The organism is Pseudomonas sp. GW821-FHT02A11, assembly GCF_059421985.1.
Map to the genome: position 1 here is coordinate 61,739 of NZ_JBWKWB010000008.1, position 19,240 is coordinate 80,978.

18 protein-coding genes are annotated in these 19,240 nt (G+C 62.7%); 3 read left to right on the forward strand and 15 right to left on the reverse strand.

Translation table 11 applies throughout. The features are described 5' to 3' along the window. The first annotated feature begins 81 nt into the window (after window positions 1-81). Both AC07V9_RS14035 and hemE read left to right on the forward strand, forming a co-directional pair. Window positions 82-1,500, forward strand: a complete 1,419-nt coding sequence (locus AC07V9_RS14035; RefSeq protein WP_495016307.1) for an FAD-dependent oxidoreductase — start codon at window positions 82-84, stop codon at window positions 1,498-1,500. A 214-nt stretch (window positions 1,501-1,714) separates the two neighbouring features. After that, window positions 1,715-2,779, forward strand: a complete 1,065-nt coding sequence (gene hemE, locus AC07V9_RS14040; protein ID WP_495016308.1) for a uroporphyrinogen decarboxylase — start codon at window positions 1,715-1,717, stop codon at window positions 2,777-2,779. Window positions 2,780-2,870: 91 nt separating this feature from the next. Here hemE and AC07V9_RS14045 read toward each other — a convergent pair whose 3' ends face one another. Continuing rightward, on the reverse strand, window positions 2,871-4,130 hold the full coding sequence (locus AC07V9_RS14045; protein WP_495016309.1) for an MFS transporter: 1,260 nt from the start codon (window positions 4,128-4,130) through the stop codon (window positions 2,871-2,873). 113 nt (window positions 4,131-4,243) lie between these two features. Between AC07V9_RS14045 and AC07V9_RS14050 the strand changes: the two genes are divergently transcribed. Then, window positions 4,244-5,134, forward strand: coding sequence for a LysR family transcriptional regulator (locus tag AC07V9_RS14050; protein ID WP_495016310.1), 891 nt, complete (start codon window positions 4,244-4,246; stop codon window positions 5,132-5,134). A gap of 131 nt (window positions 5,135-5,265) precedes the next feature. On the opposite strand, the gene AC07V9_RS14055 is transcribed toward AC07V9_RS14050, so the two are convergent. The 14 genes from AC07V9_RS14055 to AC07V9_RS14120 all read right to left on the reverse strand — a co-directional run bounded on the left by AC07V9_RS14055 (window position 5,266) and on the right by AC07V9_RS14120 (window position 19,218). Next, complete coding sequence (locus AC07V9_RS14055; protein WP_495016311.1) at window positions 5,266-6,069, reverse strand: hypothetical protein; 804 nt, start codon at window positions 6,067-6,069, stop codon at window positions 5,266-5,268. 29 nt (window positions 6,070-6,098) lie between these two features. Continuing rightward, window positions 6,099-7,325, reverse strand: a complete 1,227-nt coding sequence (locus AC07V9_RS14060) for a beta-ketoacyl-ACP synthase (protein ID WP_495016312.1) — start codon at window positions 7,323-7,325, stop codon at window positions 6,099-6,101. Continuing rightward, on the reverse strand, window positions 7,325-8,053 hold the full coding sequence (gene fabG / locus AC07V9_RS14065) for a 3-oxoacyl-ACP reductase FabG (RefSeq protein ID WP_495016313.1): 729 nt from the start codon (window positions 8,051-8,053) through the stop codon (window positions 7,325-7,327). The genes AC07V9_RS14060 and fabG overlap by 1 nt, the downstream gene beginning before the upstream one ends. Continuing rightward, window positions 8,046-8,510: a hotdog family protein gene (locus AC07V9_RS14070; RefSeq protein WP_495016442.1), complete on the reverse strand. Its 465-nt coding sequence runs from the start codon at window positions 8,508-8,510 to the stop codon at window positions 8,046-8,048. The genes fabG and AC07V9_RS14070 overlap by 8 nt, the downstream gene beginning before the upstream one ends. Window positions 8,511-8,515: 5 nt before the next feature. After that, the gene (locus AC07V9_RS14075) at window positions 8,516-9,712 is read right to left on the reverse strand and encodes a beta-ketoacyl-[acyl-carrier-protein] synthase family protein (RefSeq protein WP_495016314.1); all 1,197 of its coding nucleotides are present in this window, start codon (window positions 9,710-9,712) and stop codon (window positions 8,516-8,518) included. Then, window positions 9,709-10,197: a hypothetical protein gene (locus AC07V9_RS14080; RefSeq protein ID WP_495016315.1), complete on the reverse strand. Its 489-nt coding sequence runs from the start codon at window positions 10,195-10,197 to the stop codon at window positions 9,709-9,711. Before AC07V9_RS14080 ends, AC07V9_RS14075 begins: the two co-directional genes overlap by 4 nt. Next, a complete protein-coding gene (locus tag AC07V9_RS14085; RefSeq protein ID WP_495016316.1) occupies window positions 10,194-10,940 on the reverse strand; it encodes a class I SAM-dependent methyltransferase in 747 nt (248 codons plus the stop codon). The genes AC07V9_RS14080 and AC07V9_RS14085 overlap by 4 nt, the downstream gene beginning before the upstream one ends. Beyond that, window positions 10,937-12,184: an NAD(P)/FAD-dependent oxidoreductase gene (locus AC07V9_RS14090; protein ID WP_495016317.1), complete on the reverse strand. Its 1,248-nt coding sequence runs from the start codon at window positions 12,182-12,184 to the stop codon at window positions 10,937-10,939. Before AC07V9_RS14090 ends, AC07V9_RS14085 begins: the two co-directional genes overlap by 4 nt. After that, complete coding sequence (locus tag AC07V9_RS14095) at window positions 12,171-13,352, reverse strand: cation:proton antiporter (protein ID WP_495016443.1); 1,182 nt, start codon at window positions 13,350-13,352, stop codon at window positions 12,171-12,173. The genes AC07V9_RS14090 and AC07V9_RS14095 overlap by 14 nt, the downstream gene beginning before the upstream one ends. Further along, window positions 13,352-15,703: an MMPL family transporter gene (locus tag AC07V9_RS14100; protein ID WP_495016318.1), complete on the reverse strand. Its 2,352-nt coding sequence runs from the start codon at window positions 15,701-15,703 to the stop codon at window positions 13,352-13,354. Before AC07V9_RS14100 ends, AC07V9_RS14095 begins: the two co-directional genes overlap by 1 nt. Further along, the gene (locus AC07V9_RS14105; RefSeq protein WP_495016319.1) at window positions 15,693-16,322 is read right to left on the reverse strand and encodes an outer membrane lipoprotein carrier protein LolA; all 630 of its coding nucleotides are present in this window, start codon (window positions 16,320-16,322) and stop codon (window positions 15,693-15,695) included. The genes AC07V9_RS14100 and AC07V9_RS14105 overlap by 11 nt, the downstream gene beginning before the upstream one ends. A gap of 68 nt (window positions 16,323-16,390) precedes the next feature. Then, window positions 16,391-16,819 (reverse strand): acyl-CoA thioesterase, encoded by a 429-nt coding sequence (locus AC07V9_RS14110; RefSeq protein WP_495016320.1) that lies wholly within the window; start codon window positions 16,817-16,819, stop codon window positions 16,391-16,393. Next, entirely contained in the window at window positions 16,812-18,356 is a 1,545-nt protein-coding gene (locus AC07V9_RS14115) for an HAL/PAL/TAL family ammonia-lyase (RefSeq protein ID WP_495016321.1), read from the reverse strand. The genes AC07V9_RS14110 and AC07V9_RS14115 overlap by 8 nt, the downstream gene beginning before the upstream one ends. Next, window positions 18,337-19,218: a lysophospholipid acyltransferase family protein gene (locus AC07V9_RS14120; RefSeq protein WP_495016444.1), complete on the reverse strand. Its 882-nt coding sequence runs from the start codon at window positions 19,216-19,218 to the stop codon at window positions 18,337-18,339. Before AC07V9_RS14120 ends, AC07V9_RS14115 begins: the two co-directional genes overlap by 20 nt. Window positions 19,219-19,240 lie beyond the last annotated feature (22 nt).

The following is a 19,240-nucleotide window of genomic DNA, read 5'->3' on the forward strand; positions in this document are numbered from 1 at the left end:
AATGCAGTGCGCGAGTGCCTGCGAAATATGATTCTTGCAGCTTGAAGCTTAGGGCTTGAAGCTGCCTCGAAGAGGCTCAAAATGGCTGAACGTCTGAGTAACGACTTCCAGTTCATCGATGTCGGGCGCAAAGATCCGAAGAAGAAACTGTTGCGTCAACGCAAGAAAGAGTTCGTGGAAATCTACGAACCCTTCAAACCCCAGCAGTCGGCCGATCAGGCCCACCGCTGCCTGGGTTGCGGTAATCCGTACTGCGAATGGAAATGCCCTGTGCATAACTTCATTCCCAACTGGCTCAAGCTGGTGTCGGAGGGCAACATCCTCGCCGCCGCCGAGCTGTCGCACCAGACCAATACGCTGCCGGAAGTCTGCGGCCGCGTGTGCCCGCAGGACCGTCTGTGTGAAGGTGCGTGCACCCTAAACGACGGCTTTGGCGCGGTCACCATCGGTTCGGTGGAGAAGTACATCACCGACACCGCTTTCGCCATGGGCTGGCGTCCAGACATGTCCCGCGTAGTGCCGACCGGCAAGCGCGTGGCAATCATTGGTGCAGGCCCTGCAGGCCTGGGTTGCGCCGACGTGCTGGTGCGTGGCGGCGTGACGCCGGTGGTGTTCGACAAGAACCCTGAAATCGGTGGTCTGCTGACCTTCGGTATCCCGGAGTTCAAGCTCGAAAAGAGCGTGCTGAGCCATCGTCGTGAGGTCTTCACCGGCATGGGTATCGAGTTCCGCCTCAATACCGAAGTCGGCAAGGACATCACCGTCGAGCAACTGCTGCAGGAATACGATGCCGTGTTCATGGGCATGGGCACCTACACCTACATGAAGGGCGGCTTCCCGGGCGAAGACCTGCCGGGCGTGCACGACGCGCTGGATTTCCTGATCGCCAACGTCAACCGCAACCTGGGCTTTGAAAAGTCGCCGGAAGATTTCGTCGACATGAAAGGCAAGAAGGTTGTGGTGCTGGGCGGTGGTGACACCGCGATGGACTGCAACCGCACTTCGATCCGTCAGGGTGCCAAGGCCGTGACGTGCGCCTATCGTCGTGACGAAGAAAACATGCCGGGTTCGCGCAAGGAAGTGAAAAACGCCAAGGAAGAGGGCGTGAAGTTCCTCTACAACCGTCAGCCCATCGCCATCGTCGGTGAGGACAAGGTTGAAGGCGTGAAGGTCGTCGAGACCCGTCTGGGCGAGCCTGATGCCCGTGGCCGTCGCAGCCCCGAGCCGATCCCGGGCTCCGAAGAGATCATCCCGGCAGACGCCGTGGTCATCGCTTTCGGTTTCCGTCCAAGCCCGGCGTCCTGGTTCGAGCAGCACAATATTGAAACCGACAGCCAGGGCCGCGTCGTTGCGCCAGAACAAGGCCAGTTCAAGCACCAGACCAGCAACCCGAAGATCTTCGCCGGCGGCGACATGGTCCGCGGTTCCGACCTGGTGGTGACCGCGATCTTCGAAGGCCGCAATGCGGCTGAAGGGATTCTGGACTATCTGGGCGTGTAAACACGCCAATTTGTAGGAGCGCGCTTGCCCGCGAACGCGTTGGTTCATGCACCCATTGAGTGTCTGAACGTGTGCAATCGCGGGCAAGCGCGCTCCTACAGGCTGCAGCGCTCTCATGCGACAAATCGCCCCCATAGACAAAAGGCACGGTACTTACCGTGCCTTTTGCGTTGGTGTCTGAGAAAATGCCCGCACTTTTTTTCCGGATCCTGCCATGACTGCCCTGAAGAACGACCGTTTCCTTCGCGCCCTGCTCAAGCAACCCGTAGACGTCACGCCGGTCTGGATGATGCGTCAGGCCGGTCGCTACCTCCCGGAGTACCGCGCCAGCCGTGCCAAGGCCGGAGATTTCATGAGCCTGTGCAAGAACCCGGCGTTCGCCTGCGAGGTCACCCTGCAGCCGCTCGAGCGTTACCCGCTGGACGCCGCGATCCTGTTCTCCGACATCCTCACCGTGCCTGACGCCATGGACCTGGGTCTGTATTTCGAGACCGGCGAAGGCCCGCGCTTCAAGAAAACCGTCAGCACTCTGGCCGACATCGAAGCACTGCCCATCCCCGACGCGCAGAAAGACCTCGGCTACGTCATGGATGCGGTCAGCACCATTCGTCGCGAGCTCAACGGCCGTGTACCGCTGATCGGTTTCTCCGGTAGCCCCTGGACCCTCGCGACCTATATGGTTGAGGGCGGCTCGTCCAAGGACTTCCGCAAGTCCAAGGCCATGCTCTACGACAACCCACAAGCCATGCACCTGTTGCTAGACAAGCTGGCGCAGTCGGTGACGGCTTACCTGAATGGCCAGATCCTCGCTGGCGCGCAAGCCGTGCAGATCTTCGACAGCTGGGGTGGCAGCCTCTCGGCAGCGGCGTATCAGGAATTCTCCCTGGCTTACATGCGCAAGATTGTCAGCGGTCTGATTCGCGAACACGATGGCCGCAAAGTTCCGGTCATCCTCTTCACCAAAGGCGGCGGCCTGTGGCTGGAAAGCATCGCCGACGCCGGGGCCGACGCGCTGGGCCTGGACTGGACGTGCGACATCGGCGAAGCGCGCCGCCGTGTCGGCAGCAAAGTCGCCCTGCAAGGCAACATGGACCCCACCGTGCTCTACGCGAATCCCCAGGCAATCCGCCAGGAAGTCGCCAACATCCTCAAAAGCTACGGCAGCGGCACCGGCCACGTCTTCAACCTCGGCCACGGCATCACCCCGGAAGTCGACCCGGCCAATGCTGGCGCGTTCATCAACGCGGTGCACGAGCTGTCGGCGCAGTATCACCCGTAAGCTGATACGCAGATACGAACACGCCCGGTCAATGCCGGGCGTTTTTGTGTGCGCATGGAAGGTTTGCTGTTAATCCGGTTTGCTTCTGCCATCAAACCTGCACATTCACCGCTAACGGCTTTACCCGCGCCAGTTTCAGCGCAGCGCCCAGCGCCATCAGCAGCAGGATGCCGATGAACAGCCCGATGCCGTTCCAGCCGCCGTAGTGCCAGAACATGCCGCCGCCGGTGCCGGCGATGCTGGAGCCGACGTAGTAGCTGAAGAGGTACAGCGAAGAGGCTTGGCCCTTGGCTTTGATGGCGCGGCGGCCGATCCAGCTGCTGGCCACGGAGTGGGCGCCGAAAAAACCGAAGGTGAACAGCAATACGCCGATGATCACGATGGGCAGTGGGGTGAACAGCGTCAGCACCAGCCCCACGAGCATCAAGCCGATAACTGCCCACAGCACATTGCGACGGCCCAGTTTGTCGGCCAGCGCGCCGATCTTCGCCGAGCTGTAGATACCCGACAGGTACACCACCGAGAACAGCCCCACCACTGCCTGACTCAAGTGGTAAGGCTCGGCCAGCAGCCGATAGCCGATGTAGTTGAACAAGGTGACGAACGATCCCATCAGCAGGAACCCTTCGAGGAACAGCCATGGCAGGCCTGCGTCGCGGAACTGCAGCACGAACCCGTCCAGCAGGTTACGGGCGTTGAGCGGATTGGGGCGGAAGTTGCGCGAAGGCGGCAGAAACTTCCAGAACAGGCCGGCAGCACCGAGAGCGATCAAGCCCATGATCAACAGCGAGGTGTGCCAACTGACGAAATCGCTCAGTACCCCTGTGATCAACCGCCCGCTCATGCCGCCAATGGCGTTGCCCCCGATGTACAGCCCCATGGCCAGGCCAATGTGCTGGGGATGAATCTCTTCACTGAGGTAAGTCATGCCCACTGCTGCCAGGCCGCTCAACGAAAGCCCGAGCAGCGCCCGAGCCACCAGCACCCCTTCCCAGGTCGGCATGACGGCGCTGACAAGGGTAAAGAAAGCAGCCGAGAACAGTGCGAAGACCATCACCGATTTGCGCCCCAGACGATCGGAAATCGGCCCGGTGATCAGCAGGCCGATCGCCATCATGGCGGTGGAAACGGAAAGGATCAGGCTGCTCTGCGCCGCGTTGATCGAAAACTCGCGGGAGAGCACCGGCATCATCGGCTGCACGCAGTAGAGCAGGGCAAAAGTGGCAAAGCCGCCGGAGAACAGCGCGAGCACAGTGCGGACAAAAGCGGGGGTGTCTTTTTCGATATAGGTATCACCCAGCGGGATGGCAGCGTTGATCACGTCAGGCGCGGGGGATGCAGCACTATTCACGATGGACCTCAGGGGAAGCGGAGCGACAATGGAAAAGAATATAGCCTGCTAACGATTCCTTCCAATATATTGTTCGACCTAATTGATAGGTTTAACGACTTAATGGTGAAGTCATGGAATTACGTCATTTGCGCTACTTCATTGCAGTCGCCGAAGAGCTGCATTTTGGACGCGCCGCCGAGTCCTTAGGCATCTCGCAACCGCCGTTGAGTCAGCAGATTCAGGCGCTGGAACAGGAGCTAGGCGCGCGGTTGTTTGAGCGCACCAACCGACGAGTGGAGCTGAGCGAGGCGGGCCGCTTGTTTCTCGACGAGGCACGGCTGGTGCTGGCGCAGGTCGAAAAGGCCTCGGACGTCGCCCGCCGCGCGCAGTTGGGCGAACTGGGCGAACTGAAGATTGGCTTCACTGCCTCGGCGCCGTTCACCTCCAGTATTCCCCAGGCGATCTTCGCCTTTCGCCAGCGTTATCCGGCCGTGCATCTGGCCTTGCAGGAGATGAGCAGCAAGGAGGTTGCCGAACGCTTGGAGGAAGAATCGATGCAAGTCGGCATCATGCGGCCTCTGCCGTTGCCGGATTCTCTGGTGGCGGTTGAGCTGCTTCGCGAACCGCTGGTGGCGATTCTGCGCTCCGATCACCCTCTGGCCGAGGGTAGCGAGCGCGGTATCTACCTCAAGGAGCTGGCGACAGAGCCGTTTGTGTTCTTTCCTCGCAGTTATGGCAGCGGCTTGTACGCGCAGCTGTTGAGCCTGGCGCGGGAGGCGGGATTCAGCCCGTTGTTCACTCAGGAAGCGGGGGAGGCGATGACGATTATCGGTCTGGTAGCGGCGGGGTTGGGGGTGACAGTGCTACCGGCGTCCTATCAACGCATGCGCATCGACGGCGTGGTCTATCGCACCTTGCTGGATACCGAGGCCACTTCAGCCGTGTGGCTGGTGCAGCGCAAGGATCAGAAATCGCCCATGGCCAAGGCGTTTGTGGAGCTGGTGACGCGCAGGGCGGGCTAAATCATCGGGGGCGTCAGGCACATAACACTGTGGGAGCGAATTCATTCGCGAAAGATGCAACTGGCGATACACATCTAGCGCCTGGAAGATTTTTCGCGAATGAATTCGCTCCCACAGAGAAACGGCGCTTGTCAGTCTACGTGAGCGAGGTCACCCCGCAACGATACGCTGGACATGACCAAACCGGCTCGGCACTGGAATTTTTCAGTGTCTTTGTACAGCGAGCGCTGGTCGACACTGGCAATGTTGACGACCGCATTGGCATCGGCCTTCTTGGCAGCGTTTTGCAAAGTGGCCAAGGCTGACTGCAGCGCCCAGAAGCAGGCTTCCTGATCCGACTTGTTGGTGCCGTTGGTTTTGCGGCTGCTGCTGACGGTTTGTAGTGTACGAACTTGGTCAGGCAGTGCTTCACCCGCCAGATAGAACTCTACGCTGCCATCCAGCAGGCCTGCTTCGGTGGCGCGTTTGACGCCTTCACGGAAGCTCAGGTAGGTCGGCGAGTCCGCACCCTGTTTGACGATGCCCTTTTCATTCAAGCGCTCGATCGTTGGGTCGAACGACAATTCCTTGAGGATGTTGTCGCGAAGCCGGTTGACCCAGCGGTTGTAGTTGCCGTGGATGTCTCCGTCCTTGTAGTTCAGGCCCCAGCTGTCGCGATAGGCAATTTCGAACGACGTCGGGCTGAACGGAATATCGACTTCCGCATGGTGCTTGCCGCGTACGGTAATGGCGGCTTTGATCATGCCCGGTTTGACCGATTGCACGACCCATTGGCGATCATTCAACGCCGTGACGATGGCGCGGCTCATCTGGCTATCGGTAAACCCGAGTTCAGGGGAAAAGCTTTCCTTGGCTGTGTACACCGGCTTGCTGCTACAGGCGCTCAGGAACAGCGCGATGGCTAGCACTGCAACGATGCGGTAAATCTGAGTCATTCCGTTCACTCCATCATGTATTTCAAGGATCAAGACCAGCGACGAAAAATCAACGACGTGTTGACCCCGCCAAAAGCGAAATTGTTGTTCATCACGAACTCGTGGCTCATGTGCCGCGGTTCGCCTCGCAGGTAGTCCAGTTCGCCGCAGCGGCTGTCCACGTCGTCCAGGTTGAGGGTGTGGATGTAGCGGTCGCGGTTCATCATCTCGATGGTGAACCAGGATTCCAGCGCCCCACAGGCGCCCAGGGTGTGGCCCAGGAAGCTCTTCTGCGAGCTGATCGGCATGCGCGAGCCGAACAGGCTCTGGGTCGCCAGCGTCTCGGCGATGTCGCCCTGTTCGGTGGCGGTGCCGTGACCGTTGACGTAGCCGACGGCGTCAGGGGGCAGGTGGGCGTCTTCCAGCGCCAGTTCCATCGCGCGGCGCATGGTGACCTGCTCGGGGCGCGTGGTGTGGACGCCGTCGGCGTTGCTGCCGAAACCAACGATCTCCGCGTGAATCTTCGCTCCGCGCGCCAGTGCGTGTTCCAGCTCTTCGAGCACCAACATGCCGCCGCCTTCGCCGATCACCAGGCCATCCCGACCGGTGTCATAGGGGCGCGGACTGGTGTGCGGCGCGTCGTTTTTCAGGCTGGTGGCGTACAGCGCGTCGAACACCATGGCCTCGGTCGGGCACAGCTCTTCGGCGCCGCCAGCGAGCATCAGCGGCAGGCGTCCGAACTTGATCGCTTCATAGGCATAACCCACGCCCTGGCTGCCGCTGGTGCAGGCACTGGACGTCGGAATCAAGCGGCCGGTGAGGTTGAAAAAGATGCTGATATTCGCGGCCGTCGTGTGCGGCATCATTCGCACGTACGAGTTGGCGTTGAGGCCGTCGGCCACCGAGTTGAGCAGCATGTTGCCGAACGCCTTGATCTCGTCGGTACTGCCAGTGGACGAGCCGCAGGCCACGCCCATGCGCCCGTCGCGGATGATCGGGTCGTCGAGCAAGCCGGCGTCGCGCAACGCCGCCTCCGATGCACCGACCGCCAGGCGCGATACCCGGCCCATGCTGCGCAACTGCTTGCGGGTCCAGTGCGAAGGCACGACGAAGTCGTCGATGGGACCGGCCAGACGGGTGTTCAGCTCGGTGAACCGGTCCCACTCGTCCATGCGCCGAATACCGCTGCGATTGGCGCTGAAATTGGCCTCGATGCTTGCCCAGTCGCTGCCCAGCGAGGTAATGCCGGCCATGCCGGTGACGACGACGCGCTTCATCAGCACAAGCCTCCGTTGACCGCCAGCACTTGGCGGGTGATGTACGAGGCTTCCGCCGACATCAGGAAATTCACGGCGCCGGCGACTTCTTCCGGGGTACCCATGCGTTGCGCGGGGATCATCTTCAGCAGTTCATCCACGGGTACGTTTTCATCGAGCATGGCCGTGTCGATCAGCCCCGGCGCGACGCAGTTGACGGTGATCTTGCGCTTGCCCAACTCGATGGCCAGCGCCTTGGCGGCACCGATCACACCGGCCTTGGAGGCGCTGTAATTGACCTGCCCGCGATTGCCGATCAGGCCGGACACCGAGGTGATGCAGACAATCCGTCCGGCGGCGCGACGACGAATCATCGGCATCATGACCGGGTGCAGCACGTTGTAGAAACCGTCCAGATTGGTGCGCATGACCACGTCCCAATCCTCGTCGGTCAACGCTGGAAACGCGCCGTCGCGGGTCAGGCCGGCGTTGCACACCACGCCGTAATAGGCGCCGTGATTTTCCACGTCGGCCTCGAGGATTTCCTTGCACGCGGCGCGATCGGCCACGTCGAATTGCAGCACGCGCGCCTGTCGGCCCAGGGCCTGGATTTCACCCTGCACGGCTTCGGCCTCGGCCCGACCGCTGCGGCAATGCAGCACGATGTCGTAACCGGATTGAGCCAGGCGCAGGGCGATGGCGCGACCGATGCCACGGCTGGAGCCGGTGACCAGAATTGAGTCAGTCATTGTCGGCTCCTTCGGCCAGATAACCCGCCGATTGCGGCGGGCGATACACATTGAGTCGAGCACTGGCATCGATGCCGGGGCCGCTCAGGTGACACTCGAACACGCCCATGCCGCTGTCGTCCTGCAATGAACGCTGCGCGTGGACGATCAGCTCACTGCCTGCCGGGAAGTGATCGACGTTGCATTCGAACTTGCGCGTGCCGAGCAGAAAACCCAGCTCGACCGGCTCATCTTTAACTCGCGCCTGGCAACCGGCGTAGGCCGCGACGCTCTGAGCCATCAGCTCGATGCCGACCCACGCAGGCAGGCTGCCATCGGTGCGGTTGAACAGGCCGCCGGGGCGTACGTGAATGCGCGTGCGGATGTCTTCTTCGCCGAACTCGATCACTTCATCGATGAGGATCATGTCACCCGCGTGGGGCAGCAGATCGGCAGGTGGCCACGGGGAGGGGGTCATAGCACTCATGGGCCGTCTCCGATGATCAGGCTGACGTTGTTGCCACCAAAGGCGAAAGAGTTGCTCATCAGGCGACGCGACGAGGTGTCTGGCAGCACATCGCCCGGTTTGACCCAGGCCAGCGCGGGCAGGTTTGTATCGGCCTGGTCGTCCCACACATGAGGCGGCAACTGCCGATCGCTGTTCTCGGGCGCCAGCGCCAGCCAGCAGAACGCCGTTTCCAGCGCACCGGCAGCGCCGAGGGTGTGGCCGCTCATGGGCTTGGTCGAAGAGCAGGGCACGCCTTCGGGGAAGACGGCCTGCACGGCCAGAGACTCCATCGCGTCGTTGTGCTGGGTCGCGGTGCCGTGCAGGTTCAGGTAACCGATATCGCTGGCCTTCAGGCGCGCGTTATCCAGCGCCTTTTGCATGGCCTGCTGCGCACCTTTGCCGCTAGGTTCGGGGGCGGAAATATGGTGTGCGTCGGAGCTTGCGCCTGCGCCGAGCAGCGCGATCCGGTGATCACCGCTGGCCTCGCGGGTCATCAGGAACAGCACCGCCGCTTCGCCGATGTTGATGCCGTTGCGGTTGGCGGAGAACGGGTTGCAGCGTTCGCTGGACACTGCCTCAAGGGATGAAAAGCCGTTGAGGGTCAGCTTGCACAGGCTGTCCACACCGCCACACAGCACGGCGTCGCACAGGTTCATGTCGAGCAGGCGACGGGCGCTGAGCAAGGCCCGGGCGCTGGAGGTGCAGGCGGTCGAGATCACGTAGGTCGGGCCGCTGAGGTCCAGCCAGGCAGCGAGAAAATTCGCCGGCGCGCTGAGTTCCTGCTGGCGATAGTCGTAGTCGGCGGGGAAGGCCTCGTCGCGCAGATAGGCGGCGATGCCCCGGCTGGCTTCGTCGATACCCGACGTGCTGGTGCCCAGAATGACGCCGATGCGATCGCGTCCGTATTGGCTGATCGCCTGCTGGATCTGCGGTTCGATCTGCAACGCGGCCGCCAGCAACAGTTGATTGTTGCGGCTGGACTGCTGAGCCACCCGGGCCGGGATTTCCGGCAACGGCGTTTTCACTGCCGCCACGGGCAGGACGCGCTCCGGCACCCAGCCACTTTCAGGGCGCATGCACGAGGTGTCGCCAGCGAACAACGTGCGCGCGACACTGGCGCGGTCGTCACCCAGCGAGCAAATTAGCCCCAGTGCATTGAGGTAGGCGGTCATTTCGAGGCCTTGCCTTCCAGCGAACTGACGATGTAGGTCAGCTCGCCCCCTTCCAGCGTGAGGCGGAAAATGCCTTCAGAGGCGTAATCGACGCGCCAGCGATCTTCCAGCGTACGCCCGTGCGGCAGCAGCACCACGCCCGGATAGTCGAAGCGCGCTTCTTCATTGGAGGTCAGCGCAAACAGCACGGCGGCGAACAGCTCACGGGCCTCGGGGTTTGGCGGCAGCAGGCCGTCGGCTTTCCAGGTCTCGTCATGCAGCAGCTGACGCGCGACCGGAATGCCCAGCGGGTCCATCAGCGACCAGCGCAGACCGTGCTGTTCTTTCTGCACCACCAGCAGCCAGTCCTGGCGCTGTCCGGCCTGCTCACGCTGTACGTGCAGCTGCTTGGGGAACTTGATGTGCGGGATCTGCGGGGGCAGCGGCGCATGACTGGTACAGGCGCTCAACAGCAGGACGCAAAACAGCACAAGGGCGCGAATCATGGTGTGTCACCTTCGAGTGTTGCCAGCGGCGGTTTGCGGACGACGGCGTTGACCAGCGTCTCTTCGCGTTCGCCAAAGGGCTTGGGTTTGATCAGTTTCAAGCGTTCCAGCAGGCCGAAATCCTTGGCCCGGCTCCACCACAGGTAGGGGTAGGAAACGTTGTGCGCGGTGAATTGAAAACCCTCTTCGCGCAGCATGTCCAGATATTGCGCCGCGCTCTTTTGCACGTGCATGGGATGGCGGAAGAGCCAGCGAATCACCCAGGTATCGATATAGGCCTCGGTGGACTCGGCAAACAGCAGGTAACCCCCAGGCTTGAGCACGCGATAGAACTCGGCGAGGGCTTTTTCCTGCTCGACCAGGTGATGAAAGGTCTGATGGCAGAAGACCATGTCGACACTGTTGTCGGCCAGCTTCAGCGACGCGCAGTCGCTGCCGATCAGCTCGGCGTTGATGCGACGGCGTGCAGCTTCTTCCGCGCTGAGCCGCAGGCTGGTCGGATCGGCATCGACCCCCAGAATCTTCGACGGGTTAAACATCGTGTGCAGGTACTGGAACGACTTACCCTGCCCGCAACCGGCATCGAGGATCACGGGATGCTCAGGCGGGTGCTCGTCGAACAGGCTGCGTAAATCGTTGATTGCCACGCGCAGGACATGATGCTGCCAGGTGTGGCTGCGCAGGAAGGCAAAGCCCAGACGGGTTTCTTCGACGTAGGTGTTGGAATAGAACGGCTCGCTCATGGGCCGGTGCTCGCGCAGATTTCGGCCAGCATGCGCAGGCGGCGCTTGGGCTCGGCGACGAACGGGTTGCGCTCATCCCACGCGTAACCGGCGAGGATCGAGCAGATCATGCGGCGAATGTCGTCGGTGCTGTGGGGGTAAAAGATCACGTCCTGAAAGCTGCCTTCGTACCAGCCCTCGACATAGGCGCGGAAGGTGTCGACGCCCTTCTTGAGCGGCACTGCGAACTCGCTTTCCCAGTCCACGCTCTCGCCTTGCAACTGACGATGCAGCACACCGGCGGCCATGCTCGCCGAGCGCATGGCGATCGTGACGCCGGAGGAAAACACCGGATCGAGGAATTCTGCCGCGTTACCCAGCAGCGCGAAGCCTTTGCCGTGCAGGGCTTTGACGTTGGCCGCGTAGCCACCAATGGTGCGCGCCGGCGTGTCCCAGACGGCGTACTGCAGCACGCGGCTCAGGCTCGGGGTTTCGTCGATGAACGCGCGCAAGCAGGCGTCCAGATCGGCGGGTTTGTCCTTGAAGCGTTCGGCCGATGCGACCACGCCCACCGAGCAGCGACCGTTGCTGAACGGAATGGACCAGAACCACACATCGCGCATTGTCGGGTGCACAGTGACCAGAATCTTTTCGCGGTCGAAACCCGCGTCGTCGATGCGGTCCTCGACGTGGGTGAACACAGCCTGACGCAGCGGGAAGTTCGAAGGCGCCTCCAGGTCAAGCAAGCGCGGCAGTACCCGGCCATAGCCGCTGGCGTCGAGCACGAACGCAGCCTGCACGCGGTACTGGCTGCCATCGGCGCGCTGCACCTCGAGCACCGGCTGATCGGCGCTGAAGTCAGCGGCGGTGATGGTTTCCTGATAGCGGATCTCGACGCCCTGGCGCTCGGCTTCGTCAGCCAGCAGTTTATCGAAATCGGCGCGCTGCACCTGAAAGGTCGTCGGTTTGCCGTTGCTGAAGGTCTGGCCGAAATCGAACGCGCTGTACTGCTCGCCACAGGCGAATGCTGCGCCGTTCTTGAGCTGGAAGCCGGCGGCCTTGACCGCATCGAGCATGCCCGCCCCTTCAACGAAATCCAGGCATTGCGAAAGCAGGCTTTCGCCAATGGAGAAGCGCGGAAACTGCTGGCGCTCGATGATCAGCACGTCATGGCCCTGGCGCTTGAGCAGGGCTGCGGCGATGGCTCCGGCAGGGCCGGCACCGATCACCACGATCTGGCGGGATTCCATTTCAGCTATTGGCACACGATTTCCTTTTCAGTTGTTTAGCGGCTTCGACGGCTTCGGCGTCTTGCAAAGAGAGGGGGCGATTCATGCCCGCGAGGGCTGGCAGCAGCGTGGCGATCAGGCTCATGCTCATCAGCGCGAAGTACAGCGCAGGGCTGATGAGCGACTGTTGCAGCAGCAGGTTGAGAAAAACGATTTCGCTCAGGCCGCGGATGTTCAGCAGCACGGCTTCTTTCCAGCGCACGGCCCCTGCGAACGACGGAGCCGCCCAGCGCACGCCGATCCAGTTGCCGAGCAGTTTGCTGGCAATCGGTAGGAGGATCAGCATCAGCAGGTTCAGCCAGCCCAGATCGCCCATGGCGCTGTGCACGTTGATCTGCACGATGCCGAACGTGAGGATCAGTGGGATCGCCAAGTAATGCTGCAAGGCCTTGAACCACGCGGCCTTGAGCGGCGGTGCGAAGGGCTGTTTGAGCGCGCCCATGCACAGCAGGTAACCGATGCCGAGGATCAGCGCGTTGAGCTTGTAATGCTCGGCGACCATCAGCAGGCCAAAGAACACCAGCCCGTAGAGGCGCGCCTGACGCAGCTTCAGCAGGCGCAGCAACAACGGCGTGCAAGCGCCGAGCAGCGGCAGGGCGAGGCTGCTCAGGTGCAGGCTGCCCTGGGCCAGGCCGAACAGGCTCCAGCAGGCCAGGTCGATGAGGATCGCGGTTTGCACCAAACGACGGGTCGCTTCGGGCGGATAACCGATGTGATGCAAATACAGGTACAGCACCGGAATGGCCGTGATCGCGAACACCAGCCCCAATGCCAACGAGCTGAGCCAGCCTTGCGCAGGCAGCAGCCATACCGCGCAGGCCACGCCACAGATGAACGGGATGCAGAAACTCGGCAGCGCGACTTTCAGGCTTTGCCGATCCAGGCGCACATCGATCACGTCGCTGAGGATGTGCCCCAGCACTATCGCGAAACTCAGGCCGTAGAGGGTTTTCAGCCAGACCGGCGCCACCAGTTGCGCGCCCGACAGCTGCCAGTGCGGCTCGACCCAGAACAGCATCAACAGCGGCAGGCCGAAGGTCGCCAGCAGTAACTGGCTGACGATGGGGATCAGGTTCAAGTTTCGGCCCAGGCGGGTCGCCAAGGCGAACAGCGCCAATACCAAGGCCCAGAACACGGCCGTCATCACGCCGCTGCCTCCTGCTGTGAGGCGCTCAGCGGTGCTTCATGACTGCCCGCCCAAGGCGCGAGTAGGAAGCTGAAGGCCAGACCGAGGCTCACCGACAAGCCGAAATTGCTCACCGCAGGCGTACTGGAAACCGCCAGCAACCCGAACGACAGCCAGGTGGTGGCCGCCGCCAGCAAGGTGCCGAGCAGGCTGACCGCCGCGCCGCCGATCTGCTCGCGCATGAGGATCGCGTAATCGACGCTGATGGCCGTGACCAGCAGCAGGCCGAACAAGCTGAACAGCGTCAGCGGCTGACCGAGCCAGCCCAGGCTTGCCAGGCTGCACAGCGCGGCCAGCAACGGCAGGGCCACGACGCGCAGGGCGCCGCGCAGGCCGAAAGGCAAAATCAACAGCACCACGATCAGCACGCAGGACAGCAGTTTCAATTCCGCAGCGCTGACCTGCGTGGCGGCGAAGACCTTGTTCAGGTCGCCGAGACGATCCACCAGCTGCACGCCGGGCAGGTCCTGCGCCTGAACACGCAGCAGCGCGGCATCGTTGAGACCTTGCAGGCTGACGATCCCGGCCGCGCTTTGACTGTCACCCCCCATCCACAGCAGGCGCCAGGGCTCGCCCAAAGGGCCTGCCAGCACGCTGTCGATGTCTTGAACGGGCAGGGCACGAAGGTTCGTCAGCTCTTTATTGAGTGCATCGACCGGCACACCGAGGTCGAGCAAAGGCTGCCAGTGTGTGGGCAGCGCTTCGAGGGCCTGGCGCGTGGCGTCCTGCTCGGCAGGCGTCGACACGAGCTGATTCAGCGACAAGTAACCTTGCAGCTTGTCGAGCATCACCAGGTGATCGAGGCGCTGACTGAGTACGGCCTGACGCTTCAGCAATTGCTGCTGATCAGCGCCGCGCACCAGGAAAAACTGACTGGTGGGCTGATAACCGGTAATGCGTGCAACGGCACGGGCTTCGTCGGTGAGGCTCGGCGGCGCGGCAATCCACTGGCGGATGTCGTTTTTAGTGGTCAGTTGCCAGAGACCGGCTGCACAGAAAATCAGCAGCAGGCCCAGCAGGATCGGAGTGCCCACTCGGGCCAGCAGACGAGCGCGCAGGTTGACCAGCCTTTGAGCGAACTTCAGCGGCCATTGCGCGGGGCGCAATTCAACACCCTTGAGCAGCGCAGGCAGCAGACACACTGCGCACAGGTAGGCGCCGATCAGGCCGGCGGCGGAGAATACGGCGATCTGGGTCAGGGCCGGGAAGGGCGTCCACGCCAGCGCCAGATAGCCGATGCAGCTGGTTGCCAGGCTCAGGCTCAGGCCCGACAGGGTCAGGCGCAAGGCTGGCCAGCTGCGCCAGGGTTTCAGGCTCCAACCCTTGGAGAGGTAGTGCAGCGGGTAGTCGACGGCCACACCGATCAGGCTCGACCCCAACACTAAGGTCATCACGTGCATCTTGCCGAACAGCGCAATGCAGGCCGTGGCGCCGAACAGCATGCCGACCACCACCGGCGCGAATGCCAGCAGCACCCGCCAGCGTTTGAACGCCAGCAGCAGCAACAGCAGGATGCCCAACGTGGCACCGCCGCCGACCCAGGTGATTTCCCGCGTGGCCTGTTGCTGGCCGTGTGCGGCGTAGAGCAGGCCGCTGGCGGCGAGCAACTGTGCATCGGTTTTCGACGCCTGGATGCGCGCCTGATCGAGCAGCGCCGAGACCTTGAGCGGCAGGCTCATGTCGAAGGCGTCGGCCTGGGTTCTGGCGCGCAGCAGCACCCAGCTCTTGCCATCGGCATTGGCGATCAGCGCGCCACTGCCGATGTCCAGCTGCACCGCGCCGTGTGTCGGCTGGCTGTTCTGGATGCGTCCGGTCAGGCCCAGCCAGTCTTCCTGGCTCGGCACCAGACTGAAGCCGCCAAAGGGGTCGAACAGGTTCTGCACGCGCTTCTGAATGAAGGCGTCCGGGTGCTCGATCAGCTCAGCGCGGTCGCTGTTCGAGAGCATCGCCAGACGGCCTTTGAGCAGCTGTTCGCGCAGCGCTGGAAGGTCGGCCTGCAGATTCCACTGGACCTTCTCGAACAGCCCGCTGCCTTGCCACTCCTCGCTGATGCGCTGAGCCAGTTCGATAGCCTGCTGCTTGTCGGCATGCCCCACCAGCACCAGCATCTCGCGGTTCAGCGGCTCCTGAATGCGTTGTTCGGCGCGCAGCTCCAGTGCGTCGGGGCTGCTGCCGGGCACCAGTTCCATCAGGTTCGCCGACAGCGGCGCGCCCCCACGCCATTGCCAGCCTGCCAGGGCGAGGACCGCCAGCAGGATGATCAGGAACAGGCGTGGCAGCAGGCGCTGCAACCGTTGGTCAGCGGGCAAAGTCAGCGCGCTCCGAATCGCTCAGCGGTTGCGCGCTGGTGCTGTCGATCATCTTCAAGAGCGTGCTGTCGCCTTGGGTTTCCTGCAGTTCGATGCGCTGCACCAGCGCACCGCCGTCGATGTTGATCTGCTTGAAGATCTGTTGAAGCAGCAGCGAGCGCGGCACCAGCGTCAGTTGCCAGGCCTGTGCGTCGCCGCTCAATTGCAGCTCGAAGTCTCGTTGCAGGCCGCTGCTGTCGCCTTTCAATACGGCGAGAAACAGCCGGTTCTGCTCGGCGCCAGCGGTTTTGCCGGGGATCATTTGCCAGCTGCCATCAGCGTCGCGACGGGCGATGCCGGCGGAGTCGATGCGGTAGTCCTGCTTGAGCGGCGTGTTTAACAGCCATAGCAGGCCAAACTCCTTGGCCAGCACGAAATTGCCCTTGCTGGTCAGCGGTTGCGGCAGCGAACGCAGGTGCTTTTCCTGAATGAAACCGCCGTGGATGACGCTGGGTTTGGCCAGCTGTTCGCTCAGTTGTTGCAGGTCGAAGGCGTGGGCGCTGGAGCTCAAAAACAACATCGCCAACACGATGGCTGTAGGAGCGCGCTTGCCCGCGATGCTTAGTGTCAGCCACCGCATCAGTGCCTGGCATGCCCTCATCGCGGGCAAGCGCGCTCCTACAAGTGCAGTAACTACTTTTGCGGGGATTAGCATGCAAGTGCCCTCTCGACCGCGTCTACGAACATCTTGGGCGAGGCCAGTTGCATTTCCCGGTCTTCGATCCTGACGGCCACTTGCACGGTGCTGGCGCGGGTCAGGCGCTCGCCTGTGGCGATGTCGGTGATCAGGTAGTCGATCTTCAGGCGGTTTTCCCATTCCACGAGACTGGCACGTACGTTGATTCGCTGGCCAAACACCGCCCCGCGCACGTAGCGCAGTTGCAGGTCGATCACCGGCCACGCGTAGCCCGATTCGAGCATGTGCGTGTAGTTGTGGCCGAGCTTGTCGAGCAGCGCGCAACGGGCCACTTCCAGGTACTTCACGTAGTGCCCGTGCCAGACGACGTGCATGGTGTCGACGTCGAAAAACGGCACCAGCACTTCGGTGTCTTCGTGTATGACGCCTTTGCTACGCATGCAGCCTCCAGTGTTGTTCGGCGATGCGTCGCAGGCACAGGCGCAGTTCGCCTTCCAGCGCGCGGTCCTCGATGACCGGCGGGAAGTCTTCGCGCAGTTGTTGGTGCATCGCGGCCAGCACCGGCGGCAGTGGGCGTGCCTCGGCATCGCGACTGCGCAGCCAGACGCCCTGATTGGCGGCGATGAGCGTGGCGGCGGCGACCTGCTCGGTCAGCTCCAGCACACGAATCGCATCCCGTGCGGCGATGGTACCCATGCTTACCTTGTCCTGGTTGTGGCACTCGGTGGAGCGCGAGAACACGCTGGCAGGCAGGGTGTTTTTCAGGGCTTCTGCCGTCCAGGCGCTGGTGCCGATCTGCACGGCCTTGAAGCCGTGGTTGATCATCGCGCGATCGGCAGGCGAGCCCGACAGGTTGCTCGGCAGGCCGTGGTTGTAGCGTTCATCCACCAGCAGCGCCAATTGCCGATCCAGCAGGTCGGCGACGTTGGCGACGAGGTTTTTCAGGCTGTCCATGGCGAAGGCGATGTGGCCGCCATAGAAGTGCCCGCCGTGCAGCACGCGCTCGGCTTCGGCGTCGATGATCGGGTTGTCGTTGGCGCTGTTCAGCTCGACTTCGATGAAACTGCGCAGCCAGTTCAGGCTGTCTGCCAGCACGCCCAGGACGTGGGGCGCGCACCGCAGGGAGTAGCGATCCTGCAGGCGATGCAGCGGCGCGGTCGGCGCATCGATGGCCAGATCGTGGCGCAGCCAGGCTGCGACCTGCATCTGACCTGGATGAGGCTTGGCGGCGAACAGGCGCTCGTCGAAATGCTCAGGGTTACCCTGCAACGCCACCACGTTCAGCGCGGTGATGCGGGTCGCGAGCTTGAGCAGGTAGTCGGCGCGAGCGTAGGCCAGGCAGGCAAGGCCGGTCATCACCGCAGTGCCGTTCATCAAAGCCAGTGCCTCTTTCGGGCGCAACACCAAGGGGTCCCAGCCCAACTGGCGATGCACATCGGCCGACTGACGACGCTCGCCCTTGAACATCACTTCGCGCTCGCCCGACAACGTTGCCGCGACGTAGGACAGCGGCGTCAGGTCGCCACTGGCGCCCACCGAGCCTTCTTCCGGGATCAGCGGCAGGATGTCGTGTTCGAGAAACGCCTGCAGACGCTCCAGCAACTCAACCCGCACGCCCGAAACGCCATGGCACAGGGATCGCAGGCGCGCCGCCAGCACGGCGCGAGTGGCCTGAGCGTCTAGCAATTTGCCCAGCCCGCAGCCGTGGAAGGTGTACAGATGACGGGGCAGCGCCTCGACGTGCTGCAGCGGCACGGCCACTACGCAGGAGTCGCCGTAACCGGTGGTCACGCCATAGATGACGCCTTCCTTGTCCAGCAGCGAGTCGAGGAACTGCGCGCCCTTGGCGATGCGCTGGCGGTAGTCCGTGTCGCCCTGCAGGGCCGTCGGCCGCTGGCGATTGGACAGGGCCAGGACTTCCTCAATGCTCAGGGGACGCTCGCCGAAGATGATCGGCTCAGGTGCTTGGTTCGTCATCGGATTTCCAGAACGGGTAGAAGTTGAACCACTGCTGCGGCGCTTGCAGGCAGTAGTGCGCCAGACGGTCGGCGTAACGTTGGGTCCATTGCGCGATCACCTGTTGGCGATCGCTGCGCCGCCATTCGATGGCATCGGCAAACGGCTCAAGCACCACGCGATAACCGCTGGCGCCCTTGAGGCAGAAAATCAGATTGATCGGGCATTTCAACAGCCCCGCCAGCAACCACGGGCCTTGAGGAAACGCTGCCGAGTGGCCGAGAAAGTCGACCCTGGCATTGCGCCCGCCATGCAGTGGAACGCGGTCGCCGGCAATCGCCAGCCACTCGCCCTGATCCAGACGCTGGCTCAATTGCAGCATGATCGCCGGGTCCAGTTCGCTGACCTGGATCAGCCGCAGGTTGGTCGCCCCAGCCTCGCCCAACAGGCGGTTGAAACGCTCGGCATGCTTGGTGTGTACCAGCACGTTCATGGTGACCTTTTCGCCCAGCTCGGCCAGCGCCCGGCAGACTTCGAGGTTGCCCAGGTGCGCGCCGACCAGCATTTGCCCGCGCTCGCCGCGCAGTTGATCACGCAGGTGGGCGTCGTCGACGATTTCTATCTGGTCCAGCCCCAGCTTGCCGTTCCACACGTCGAGCTTGTCGAGCAGCGCATCGGCGAAGGCCATGAATTGCCGGAACACACGCCAGGTGGTCGGGCGCAGTTCAGGGCGCTGGCTCCAGTCGGCGAGGCGTTGCTGGTATTGCCAGGCGCTGCGGCGGGCGCTGCGACCGAACAGAAAAAAGTACAGCACGATGCCGTGCAGGATCGGGCTCAACACGCGACGCCCGAGGACCTTCACGCCCCAGGCCGTGAGCTTCATCAGCAGGAAGCTGCCGCGCTCA